This is a genomic window from Thermaerobacillus caldiproteolyticus (assembly GCF_013761245.1).
Taxonomy (GTDB): Bacteria; Bacillota; Bacilli; order Bacillales; family Anoxybacillaceae; genus Thermaerobacillus; species Thermaerobacillus caldiproteolyticus.
In genome coordinates, this window is the sequence record NZ_JACDUT010000001.1 from 110,191 (window position 1) to 122,318 (window position 12,128).

The 12,128-nt window shown below is 43.0% G+C and carries 10 protein-coding genes; 1 reads left to right on the plus strand and 9 read right to left on the minus strand.

Translation table 11 applies throughout. From position 1 onward, the window contains the following. Nucleotides 1-71: 71 nt before the first annotated feature. Both HNR31_RS00605 and HNR31_RS00610 read right to left on the minus strand, forming a co-directional pair. Entirely contained in the window at nucleotides 72-863 is a 792-nt protein-coding gene (locus HNR31_RS00605) for a transporter substrate-binding domain-containing protein (RefSeq protein ID WP_181554321.1), read from the minus strand. A gap of 224 nt (nucleotides 864-1,087) precedes the next feature. Then, nucleotides 1,088-1,525 carry a BrxA/BrxB family bacilliredoxin gene (locus HNR31_RS00610; RefSeq protein ID WP_181554322.1) on the minus strand — a complete coding sequence of 146 codons (438 nt, stop codon included), beginning with the start codon at nucleotides 1,523-1,525 and terminating at the stop codon, nucleotides 1,088-1,090. A gap of 311 nt (nucleotides 1,526-1,836) precedes the next feature. On the opposite strand from HNR31_RS00610, the gene HNR31_RS18485 reads away from it, so the two are divergent. Continuing rightward, nucleotides 1,837-1,965 (plus strand): hypothetical protein, encoded by a 129-nt coding sequence (locus HNR31_RS18485; protein WP_258560982.1) that lies wholly within the window; start codon nucleotides 1,837-1,839, stop codon nucleotides 1,963-1,965. A 249-nt stretch (nucleotides 1,966-2,214) separates the two neighbouring features. Here HNR31_RS18485 and HNR31_RS00615 read toward each other — a convergent pair whose 3' ends face one another. The 7 genes from HNR31_RS00615 to HNR31_RS00645 form a co-directional block, all read right to left on the minus strand. Next, nucleotides 2,215-2,760 carry a hypothetical protein gene (locus tag HNR31_RS00615; protein ID WP_181554323.1) on the minus strand — a complete coding sequence of 182 codons (546 nt, stop codon included), beginning with the start codon at nucleotides 2,758-2,760 and terminating at the stop codon, nucleotides 2,215-2,217. 332 nt (nucleotides 2,761-3,092) lie between these two features. Further along, nucleotides 3,093-4,217, minus strand: coding sequence for a methylmalonyl Co-A mutase-associated GTPase MeaB (gene meaB / locus HNR31_RS00620; protein ID WP_181554324.1), 1,125 nt, complete (start codon nucleotides 4,215-4,217; stop codon nucleotides 3,093-3,095). Next, a complete protein-coding gene (gene scpA / locus HNR31_RS00625) occupies nucleotides 4,214-6,409 on the minus strand; it encodes a methylmalonyl-CoA mutase (RefSeq protein ID WP_181554325.1) in 2,196 nt (731 codons plus the stop codon). The genes meaB and scpA overlap by 4 nt, the downstream gene beginning before the upstream one ends. Beyond that, on the minus strand, nucleotides 6,402-8,450 hold the full coding sequence (locus HNR31_RS00630; RefSeq protein ID WP_181554326.1) for a methylmalonyl-CoA mutase family protein: 2,049 nt from the start codon (nucleotides 8,448-8,450) through the stop codon (nucleotides 6,402-6,404). Before HNR31_RS00630 ends, scpA begins: the two co-directional genes overlap by 8 nt. Nucleotides 8,451-8,623: 173 nt before the next feature. Beyond that, the gene (locus tag HNR31_RS00635) at nucleotides 8,624-9,940 is read right to left on the minus strand and encodes a dihydrolipoamide acetyltransferase family protein (RefSeq protein ID WP_181554327.1); all 1,317 of its coding nucleotides are present in this window, start codon (nucleotides 9,938-9,940) and stop codon (nucleotides 8,624-8,626) included. Nucleotides 9,941-10,115: 175 nt separating this feature from the next. Next, complete coding sequence (locus HNR31_RS00640; RefSeq protein WP_181554328.1) at nucleotides 10,116-11,099, minus strand: alpha-ketoacid dehydrogenase subunit beta; 984 nt, start codon at nucleotides 11,097-11,099, stop codon at nucleotides 10,116-10,118. A 13-nt stretch (nucleotides 11,100-11,112) separates the two neighbouring features. Next, nucleotides 11,113-12,108, minus strand: a complete 996-nt coding sequence (locus tag HNR31_RS00645) for a thiamine pyrophosphate-dependent dehydrogenase E1 component subunit alpha (protein WP_181554329.1) — start codon at nucleotides 12,106-12,108, stop codon at nucleotides 11,113-11,115. Nucleotides 12,109-12,128: the final 20 nt, after the last annotated feature.

Genomic DNA, 12,128 nt, shown 5'->3' on the forward strand with positions numbered 1-12,128 from the left:
CCAAACCCCATCCTTCCTCATCAATAGTGAAAAACGTCCAAAAAGGCAATACCTTTTTGAACGTAAGCGCATTACTGTTGGTCAAACCATTTTTTAATGAGCTTGTCCACTTCGCCATTTTTCATTTTTTCTTGTAAGACTTTGTTAAATTCGTCTCTTAACTTGCTTCCTTTCGGGAAGGCGATCGCGGAACCGGCTTCTTGTTCACTTGTTGGAATCGTATGGCCTTCTAATTTGCCGCTGCTGTTTTTCAAATAGCCTTTTGCTACTGTATCTTCAATAATTGCAGCGTCAAAACGTCCTGCTTGAATTTCTTGAATCAAATCTGGAATGCGGTTGCGGCTTTCGATTTTCATGCTGACGGTTTTAGCAATTTTATTCGCTTCCCCTTCTTGAATCGAACCAGTTTGGACACCAACCGTTTTTCCTTTTAAATCTTCTACGGTTTTAATACCGCTTCCTTTTTTCGACACAATCATATTTCTCGCTACATAATACACATCGGAGAAATCAACGTTTTTCTTCCGGTCTTCCGTCGGTGTCATCCCCGCTAATACAAAGTCTACTTTCCCAGATTGCAACGCCGGGATTAAACCAGTAAAGTCCATATCGACGATTTCAAACTTGTATCCTAATTCTTTCGTAATCATTTTTGCCAAATCGACGTCAAAGCCAATAACTTCATTTCCTTTAGCGGTATCAATATATTCAAACGGCGCATAATCAGCGGATGTCCCCATTTTTAATACTTTCTCTTGCTCTCCGCTGCTCTCTTTTCCTTGCTCTTTCCCCCCCGTTCCGCATGCAGAAAGTAAGCCAATAAATAGAATGCTAGAAACAAGTAATAATAGCCACTTTTTCATGACGTGCCTCCCTTTCATAGACCAGAAAATTCAAAATAATTGTTACAATATCGTGAAATAAGTTTTTGTTCTTGGCAATAGATATTTTTTGAATATATATTCTATGTTTTGTATATTAACACGAGTATTTATAAATATGCAATGTAATTTTTAATTATAGATAAAATGTTTTTATTTTCGGAAAATAATAAATCATAAAAACGAAGCCGGTTTACCCGGCTTCGTTACACTTCGTCGCAATATTTGTCAAAAGCCGCTTGCAGCTTTTGAATGACTTCGATCGGCTCATGCCCTTCAATTTCATGGCGCTCAATCATCGTGCAAATGTTTCCGTCTTTTAGTAGCGCAAATGATGGCGAAGAAGGAGGATATCCTTCAAAATATTCACGCGCTCGAGCGGTTGCCTCTTTATCTTGGCCGGCAAACACAGTGACAAGATAATCCGGACGCTTATCGTAATGGATCGCCTGCGACGCCGCTGGACGGGCAATGCCACCGGCACAGCCGCATACGGAGTTAATCATTACTAATGTCGTTCCTTTTCGCTGTAGCGCTGCGTCTACCTCTTCCGGCGTACGCAATTCTTCATATCCCGCCTCAACTATTTCTTTACGTGCTTGTTCGACGATGTCATTCATAAAAAATTGAAAGTTAAATTGCATATGATTCGCTCCTTCTCTCTTTTTTTTCATCATACCAATAAGATGAGCAGTGTTTCAATTAATATGACGTGTTTAAACTTTTGGATTGGTATCGAACCAACAATCATGGCACGAAATTCAGTCTTAATTGCACAGAATCAATTATTTTGTATCGTACTTTCACTTTCCGTGAACTATTTGCGGTACTCGTACAATAAAAGCATACATGAATGAGCATGATATGAATGTAAATGATTTTTTGAAGGAGTGTCAAACATGGCTGATATGAAAGTAAATGTAAATGCTGTTTGGGGATGGTGGAGTAAAAGGAAATGGAACGCTTAAAACAGATGATAATTGAATTCATAAAGGGGATGATTGAAAATATAAACCAAATGATCGTGGCGTTAGTTGAATTTGATTATGAAAAGGCTTACGAAGAAATGAACAAAAAAAAATAATTATGTTAATTCAATTGAGGAGATAAAAAGAAGAAAGAACATCTTCCTATAAAAGAAATAATCAATAATTTCAGTTTTAGTTATAATGAATATCTCTGGCTTTCAAGTAATTTTTATTCCTTAGCTGAATGATGTAAATTGAAAATGAATAGGTTATACAGTCATCCTTTTTATTTATTTCTGTTTGATTATTGCTACATCTATTGTGAAAAGATAGGCTTACCGCCTATCTTTTCTGTGTTCAGTATATTAGTACGATTTGATTTTTGCTTCCAATTGTCTGAGCGTTAACTGGTTAAACTCTGAAAAACCTTCTCCTTCCAAGGAAATTATTTTTCCTTCGTAAACAGGGTAGACTCCTTGCCATCCCCCGACAATGGTATAAAATTCTGTTCCTAAAACAGGTTTTAGAAAGCAAACATATCGACCCTCAGCCATCGGTCCTGGATAAACTTTGTTGATAGGATTTAAAGGAGCAGGAAGGGGTTCAATTCCGGTCGATAACACGTTGATGATTTTGCCGCCGTTTCCCTTTAAATATTTGTCGACATGAAAGCTTTGTACAAAATTGACGAGCTGCCCACCTTGCACAGATTTGTCTAACGGCCGTTTCTGATGTGAAGTATCGAACCAACCATAAGCAATGAATACTGAGCCGCTTACTAAATCCTTTATGTTTGCGGCACGCTTGATATTTACTGCTTGTTTTGGAATAGCATTATTATGCGCCTCAACAGGTAAATGAAACGTAAACAGCAAATATATGCAGATGAAAAACTTAGACCATACTTTCATTCCATCACCTCATGATATATCTTTATTAAGCGTTACTATTGTTCAACAATCTTTCTTTTTTTATGTGACCATTTTATACATATTTCTTTTGCCCTCATCAGCAAAATAGTGTTTTCCTTTTTACCTCTGTAGGAAAAACCATTTGCACAGCAAACAAGTTTATGTATTGTTCCCACTATTGATGCTTCGAGGTTCGATAGCGAAGCGAGACAAAACATAAGATTTTATTCCCAATGCAACAATAGTCATTATGTTGCATCAAAAAAGCCTTAGATTCGATAGAATCTAAAGCTTTTATTTTTTAGGGCTGTTTGTTTTACGTCTTAATAAATTTATTCAGACTCCTTTTTGTTTTCATAAATCCGCAATAACTGTTGTACTGCCTTCGTTACAGAGAGCGTGCCAGCGATTACATTATTTTCGATCATCGGTAGCTTTTCTTTAATTTGCGGATGTGAGAAAAAGCTCGATTCTAGATAATCTTTAATCATCGAGTAAATCCAGTCTTTCAGCTGATTTCGCCGACGCATCTCAAATACGCCTGAGTTTTTTGTCGTTTCCACAAATTTCTCAATAACTTGCCAAATTTCAGGGATTCCTTCCCCTAACAAAGCGGAACATGTATAAGCTTTTGTTTCCCATCCTGGCGTTGCCGGCCGCAAGTAATGAAGAAATTGGTTGTATTCTTCTTTGGCGGCTAACGCTTTCGGTTTATTGCCGCCGTCGGCCTTATTAATAATAATCGCGTCCGTTAGTTCCATAATTCCTTTTTTCATGCCCTGAAGTTCGTCTCCTGCTCCCGTCAGAGCAAGAAGCATGAAAAAGTCAACCATGCTGCGAACTACGAATTCACTTTGCCCGACACCAACCGTTTCAATCAAAATGACATCATAACCTGCCGCCTCGCATAAAAGCATCGTTTCCCGCGTTTTACGATGAACGCCGCCAAGCGTACCGCCGGATGGAGACGGTCGAATAAACGCCCGCGGATCACGCGACAAATTTTCCATCCTTGTTTTATCACCAAGAATGCTCCCGCCTGTAATGGAGCTGCTCGGATCTACCGCAAGAACGGCAACGCGATGGCCGTTTTCGCATAAAAATTTTCCGAACGCTTCGATAAACGTGCTTTTTCCTGCTCCCGGCACACCGGTAATGCCGATGCGAATCGATTTTCCGACATAAGGAAGCAATTCATTCAACATTTGTTGTGCCATTTCCATATGCTTTGCCGCATTGCTTTCGACAAGCGTAATCGCCTGCGCCAAAATCGTTCGATCATTGTTTAATACTCCTTTGACATATTCCGCTACCGACCGTTCTTTTCGTTTCACCCATCGCTTTGTTGGCTGCGGTGAGGAAGTAGATTCCTCTTGCTTTTTTACATAAGCAGTCGCAAAGTCATCGGCTCGTTCTTCTGGCACCCACTCCGGGCGATATGTTCGTTCGTTGCTCATTGGTTCACTTCCTCATACCCGAGGCGCTTATAAATTTCCTCAAGCACTTTTTCTGCAGCGGCTGGAATGATGGTTCCCGGACCAAAAATGGCTGAGGCACCGTGTTCGTATAAAAATTCATAGTCTTGCGGTGGAATGACACCTCCAACGATAACAATAATATCTTCGCGACCTAGTTTACGCAATTGCTCGACTAACTGTGGCAATAACGTTTTATGTCCGCCGGCAAGCGAACTTATCCCAACGACATGAACGTCGTTTTCTACTGCTTGACGCGCCGTTTCCTCCGGTGTTTGAAACAACGGTCCAATATCAACATCAAATCCTAAATCGGCAAATGCCGTCGCAATAACTTTCGCGCCGCGGTCATGTCCATCTTGTCCCATTTTTGCAACCATAATGCGCGGTCTACGACCTTCCAGCTCATAAAATTCATCAGTCAGCTTCTTGACGCGCTGAATTTCTTCTTCATTTGTAAATTCGGAGCTATAGACTCCGCTAATTGAGCGAATGACCGCTTTATGACGTTTCGCCACTTTTTCAATCGCATAAGAAATTTCCCCTAATGTAGCGCGAGCGCGTGCTGCCTGCACAGCAAGCTCAAGTAAGTTTCCTTCTCCCGTTTCTGTTGCTTTTGTAATGGCCTCTAACGCTTCTTGCACCTTTTGCTCATCGCGGGAAGCGCGCAATTGTTTTAACTTTTCAATTTGCCGTAGACGGACATCTGTATTATCTACTTCTAAAATATCAATTGGCTCTTCTTTTTCCGGCCGATATTTGTTTACACCGATAATTGTTTCGGCTCCGGAATCAATTTTCGCTTGACGTCTCGCGGCGGCTTCTTCGATCCGCATTTTTGGCAGCCCCGTTTCAATCGCTTTCGCCATCCCCCCTAAACTTTCAATTTCCTCAATATGCTTCCACGATCGATTCATTAATTCATTCGTTAATGTTTCTACATAGTACGAGCCTGCCCATGGATCAATCACGTTACAAATTCCCGTTTCATCTTGTAAATAAAGCTGTGTATTGCGGGCAATGCGTGCGGAAAAATCAGTCGGCAAAGCAATCGCTTCATCGAGGGCGTTCGTGTGTAGCGATTGCGTATGGCCGAGCGCTGCAGCATGTGCTTCAATGCATGTGCGCACAACATTATTGAATGGATCTTGTTCGGTCAAGCTCCAGCCCGATGTTTGCGAGTGCGTCCGTAAAGCGAGCGATTTCGGATTTTTCGGGTTAAACGTTTTCATTATTTTCGCCCACATGATGCGCGCTGCTCTCATTTTTGCGACTTCCATAAAATAATTCATGCCGATTGCCCAGAAGAACGAAAGTCTTGGAGCGAATGAGTCGATATCAATTCCCGCTTTTAATCCAGTGCGCACATACTCTAACCCGTCCGCCAGCGTATACGCCAATTCAATATCGGCCGGTGCCCCCGCTTCTTGCATATGGTAGCCCGAAATACTGATGCTGTTAAACTTTGGCATATACTTCGACGTATATTCAAAAATATCAGCGATAATGCGCATCGACGTTTCCGGCGGATAAATATACGTATTGCGCACCATGTATTCTTTTAAAATATCGTTTTGAATCGTTCCGGAAAGCTTATCTTGTGTCACTCCTTGTTCTTCGGCTGTCACAATATAAAACGCCATAATCGGTAAAACGGCACCGTTCATCGTCATTGACACCGACATTTGGTCAAGCGGAATGCCGTCAAACAAAATTTTCATATCTAAAATCGAATCAATCGCTACCCCTGCTTTTCCGACATCACCGACAACACGCGGGTGATCGGAGTCGTAGCCGCGATGCGTTGCTAGGTCAAAGGCGACAGACAGCCCTTTTTGCCCCATCGCTAAGTTGCGGCGATAAAAGGCATTACTTTCCTCTGCTGTCGAAAAACCGGCGTATTGTCGAATCGTCCACGGACGATTGATATACATCGACGGATAAGGCCCTCGTAAATATGGGGGGATTCCCGGCATATAATCAAGAAAATCAAATCCTTCGATATCTTTTTTCGTATATAAAGGCTTAATCGCAATTTGTTCATTCGTTTGGAACAAAAGGTCGTCGATCGACGCTTTCAGCTTTTCTTCGATTGCTTGCTTCCACCGTTGTTCGTCTATGTTTTTGCTTGACATATGCAAAGGTACGTTCGTAAAATCAACCTTTCTATTCATCGAGAGCCACCCCCATGTCTTTCATAAATTCCGCCAGCGTATCATAACAATTGGAACCGATATGAATAAAGCCATCGATGCCTGATTGGACAAATGTTTTCTCGATTTCAGGAGATTGTTTACCTGCAACATATAATTTCAAATGAGGATTCGCTTTTTTCAGTTCCGCTGCAATCGTCGGAACAGTATCCGTGTAGCTTTCGTCTGAACCGCAAATGATATAATGCGTACCTTGAAAAGAAAGCGCTCCTTGTACTGCTTCTTCGGCTGACATATAGCCGTTATTTTTCACCACTTCCAAGCCGCCAGCCTCAAAAAAGCCCGTAATAAAGTCGGCTCTCGCTTTATGGTTCGGAATCGGTCCGAGGTTGATGAGATGCACCGTTGGACGTCTTCCATGTTTTTCCGAATAAACTTCCGACGCTTTTCGTAACTGCTCAAACGGTTCAGCTAACCGCCATTGCGGAATTGGCTGAATCGCGATGGATGGGCCGGTTGCTGCTAATGCTTGGTTGATTTCTTGAGCGGACGCTCGACAGGAAACCATGGCAATCGCTGTTTCTGTAAATTTTTTCGCATCGAACCCTGCTTTTAATTGCGCAATATTCTCTTCATTAAGCGGTAAATCAAAAGATATACTTGCATTATTGTTTCCTTCAGCTTTTTGCACCGTTGGCTCCGCCAAGTTTGCATAGAAGTTCGTGCCGACAATTTTTTCTTTGCGCGTTTTCACATTGTTCTTTCGTAATGCGGCGACTTTTTCCACTTCGGCTTGCACAAAACCTTCTTCGAGCGCTTTTGTGATGCCGCCCTTTGCCTCAATCTGTTGGAACAGATTCCACGCCTCCTGTGCTACTTGTACCGTTAATGTCTCCACATAGTAAGAACCGCCAGCTGGGTCAATGACTCTACCAATATGCGCTTCCTCAAGCAAAATCAACTGCGTATTGCGGGCAATTCTTCGTGAAAACTCATCCGCTTGTTGAATCGCTTCATCGAATGGTGATACATGAAGACTGTTCGCTCCGCCGACCGTTGCCGCAAATGCTTCCGTCGTTGCGCGAAGCATATTCACATATGGGTCGTATATCGTCTTAGTAAAATGAGATGTGCGCGCATGAATGACCATCTTTTGCGATTCCTTATTGCCGCCAAACGCTTGCACAATATTGGACCAAATCAAACGCGCTGCACGAAGTTTCGCAATTTCCATAAAGAAATTCGAGCCGATTTCCAATGAAAAGCTGATTCGTTGCGCTACTTCATCAATGGTTAACCCTCTGTTTAGACACTCGTTCAAATATTCCACCGCCGTTGCAAACACAAACGCCAGTTCTTGCACCGCGTTCGCTCCGCCATTATGATATGGTTCGCCGCGAACGAGAATCGTCTTGACATACGCCCTCTCTTTTTTCGCCCATTTTGTCACATCGGCCATGACATCATATAATGTAGATAAGGAAGAGGATAATTGCCCTTTTTCCACAAGAATAGAAATCGGATCCATACCAATCGTGCCGCGTACAATGCCAAGCGGAATTTGCTGGTTTTGTAAATGGGCTGTTAACAAAGCAAAAAACGAAAGCGAATTTTCTCCTGCATCGACGCGAAGAGAGTAATCAATCAGAGAAATTCCTGAGAACATTTCTTCTATATCATGAAGTGACTGGATAGAAAAACCTAGCCGATCCAGCACAAGATGTATTTCCGTTTGACCTCTTTCCAGATCGTTCTTAACAATCTCATTCCATTCTTTCGGGCTGCGTGCTGAAATTTCTTGGCTGACTGCCCATGGTTCGCGAATGTATCCATTTACCTCAACCCCGCGAACGTAACGCGGAAACCCCGGATATTGTTCCATATGCTCAAGTGATTCGACATCTTCACGCGTATAAATTGGTTTAATGAGCAGATTTTCATAAGTCGTTGAATAAAGCTTTTCAAATGGTTTTCCTTTTAAGGACTTCTCTACTTCTCGTTTCCATTCCTCATAACTTGGAAGCGGAAACGACTGATTTTTCATCATAGAAATATCCGTCACGAATCGTCCCTCCCTTTATGTACCGAAAGCTACTTCTCCCATCCTTTTTAAAGAAATCGCTTACTTTTCAATTTTTAGAAATATTCACTGTATATTTATTGTAGTATATGGATAACGTTCTAGCAATGAACAAAAATCCACCGCAACGTTTGCAGTGGATTTTTTTCGCATTATTAATAAATTGGCGTATTGTCTTTAGATACATTTTCTAAAATTTCTTTCACACGTGCGAGGAAACGGCCGCAAATTAAACCGTCAAGTACGCGATGGTCCAGGGATAGACACAAGTTAACCATGTCGCGTATAGCGATCATGCCGTCTTTGACAACCGGGCGTTTGACGATCGATTCGACTTGTAAAATCGCCGCTTGCGGATAGTTGATGATCCCCATCGATTGAACAGAACCGAATGAACCGGTGTTGTTCACCGTGAACGTTCCGCCTTGCATATCTTCTGGACGAAGTTTGCCTGCGCGCACTTTTGCGGCTAACTCGGCAATTTCACGTGCAATTCCTTTAATTGATTTTTCGTCAGCATGCTTAATAACAGGCACGAATAATGCGTCGTCTGTCGCAACAGCGATCGAGATATTAATGTCTTTTTTCTGAACGATCTTGTCACCCGCCCACATAGAGTTGATTTGCGGGAATTCTTTTAACGCTTGCGCAACCGCTTTGACGAAGAACGCAAAGTAGGTTAAGTTAAAGCCTTCGCGTTTTTTGAATTCGTCTTTAATTGAATCGCGGTAAGCGACTAAATTCGTGACATCGACTTCGACCATTGTCCATGCGTGTGGCGCTTCGTGCTTACTGCGAAGCATGTTCGCTGCAATCGCTTTGCGTACAGGTGTCACCGGAATTTCAATATCACCTGCTTGAACAGGAACGTTCGGTGCCGCTGGTTGTTTTGGAGCGGCAGCTGGTTCCGCTTTTGGCGCTTCTTGAGTCGGTTGTGGTGCAGCAGCTGGTTGAGCTGGAGCAGCAGGTTTTTGATCAGCTGCCGGAATATGACCAGACTCGATGAGCTTCAGAAGGTCTTTGCGCGTAATGCGTCCGCCCATCCCTGTTCCTTGTACTTGTTCAAGATCAATATTGTGCTCTTGAGCAAGACGAAGAACAGCTGGTGAATAACGGCCTTTATTTGCCCCGGCTGGCTTTTTAGGTGCTGGAGCAGCTTCCGCTTTTGGCGCTTCTGCTGTCGGTGCTTCCTCTTGTTTCGTTTCCGCTGCTGGTGCTCCCGTACCTTCTCCCTCTACTTCGATTGTACAAATCACCGCACCAACTGGTAATGTTTCACCTTCGCTAGCGATTAATTCTTTAATGACGCCCGTAAAAGATGAAGGGATCTCTGCGTTGACTTTATCTGTCATCACTTCTGCGATTGGGTCGTATTTATTCACTTTGTCGCCGACGGAAACGAGCCACTTGCTAATTGTACCTTCGGTGACACTTTCACCTAGCTGAGGCATTGTAATTTGTTCAATTGCCACATCGATTACCTCCTATCTTGATTAAAAGCTGTTTAAGAAAGCTGTGGCTAGATGCATGCTTATTAAAATCGAACAAGAACGAAAGCGGGCATGATTGCGCCCACATCATCGTCCTTTGTTCGGCTTTTACTACGCATAAGCGTGACAATACAATCAAAAAATGGCCGACATTCCATTAAAATGCTGCTAATTCTCGCATTGCTTTTTCTACTTTATCAGGGTTTACCATGAAGAATTTCTCCATTGTTGGAGCATATGGCATCGCCGGCACATCAGGACCAGCTAGACGCATAATTGGCGCATCTAAATCAAATAAGCAATGTTCCGCGATAATCGCAGCCACTTCGCTCATGATGCTTCCTTCTTTGTTATCTTCTGTAACAAGAAGCACTTTCCCCGTTTTGCTTGCCGCTTCGATGATCGCTTCTTTGTCTAACGGATACACCGTACGCAAGTCTAATACATGAGCAGAAATGCCGTCTTGCGCTACCCTTTCTGCCGCTTGAAGCGCAAAGTGTACACATAGACCATACGTAATAACCGTAATATCTTCTCCTTCGCGTTTGACGTCCGCTTTCCCAATTGGCAATACATAATCGTCCGCAGGAACTTCACCTTTAATTAAGCGGTAAGCACGCTTATGCTCGAAGAACAATACTGGGTCTTCATCACGAATTGCTGCTTTTAATAACCCTTTCACGTCATAAGGAGTCGATGGCATGACAATTTTTAAGCCTGGTTGATTCGCAAACACCGCTTCAACAGATTGCGAGTGGTAAAGCGCTCCGTGAACACCGCCGCCATATGGTGCACGAATGACAATCGGGCAGTTCCAATCATTATTAGAGCGATAACGAATCCGTGCCGCTTCAGAAATGATTTGATTCACTGCTGGCATGATGAAATCGGCAAATTGTATTTCTGCAATTGGGCGCAATCCGTACATCGCTGCACCGATTCCGACACCAACGATTGCTGATTCTGCTAAAGGCGTATCAATGACGCGTTCTTCACCAAATTGCTCGTACAATCCTTGGGTCGCTTTAAATACCCCACCTTTTTTTCCTACGTCTTCCCCTAATACGAACACGCGGGAATCTCGTTCCATTTCCTCCCGGATCGCCATCGTAACGGCATCAATATATGAAATGACTGGCATTCTTCGTTCCTCCTTACTTCTCAGCGTATACGTACTTTAATGCGTGTTCTGGTTCCGCATACGGTGCTTTTTCCGCATAATCTGTCGCTTCGTTTACTTGTTTTGTGATGCGATCGTGAATTTCTTTTTCTAGCTCGTCCGTTAGCACGCCTAATTCTTTTAAGTAATTCGCAAATAAAAAAATTGGATCTTTGGCGCGCGCTTCGGCTAATTCTTCAGGTGTGCGATAAGCGCGGTCATCGTCATCAGAAGAGTGAGCCGTTAAACGGTAAGAAACCGTTTCGATTAATGTCGGACCTTCGCCGCGGCGAGCACGATCAGCCGCTTCTTTTACGACTTTATATACTTCTAATGGATCATTTCCATCTACCGTATAGCCAGGCATACCGTAACCGATTGCACGGTCAGACACTTTTTCGCATGCTAATTGTTTTTCTATCGGAACAGAGATTGCATATTTATTGTTTTCGCACATGAAGATAACCGGTAACTTATGAACACCGGCAAAGTTGGCCCCTTCATGGAAGTCACCTTGGTTCGAAGACCCTTCACCAAATGTCACGAATGTAATGAAGTCTTTTTTCTCCATTTTCGCCGCTAATGCGATACCAACCGCATGTGGCACTTGTGTTGTTACCGGTGAAGAACCTGTAACGATGCGGTTTTTCTTTTTTCCAAAGTGACCAGGCATTTGACGGCCGCCAGAGTTTGGATCTTCCGCTTTCGCAAACGCGGAAAGCATTAATTCTGTTGGTGTCATACCGAATGTTAACACAACACCCATGTCGCGATAGTAAGGTAAGACGTAGTCTTTCGTGCGATCTAAAGCGAATGCAGCTCCGACTTGAGCCGCTTCTTGTCCTTGACAAGAGATGACAAACGGGATTTTACCAGCACGGTTTAAAAGCCACATGCGCTCGTCGATTTTCCGAGCTAACAACATCGTTTCATACATCTCTAATACTGTTTCATCACTTAAGCCTAACGCTTGATGACGATTTTCAGCCATCAAAACAACCTCCCTTTATC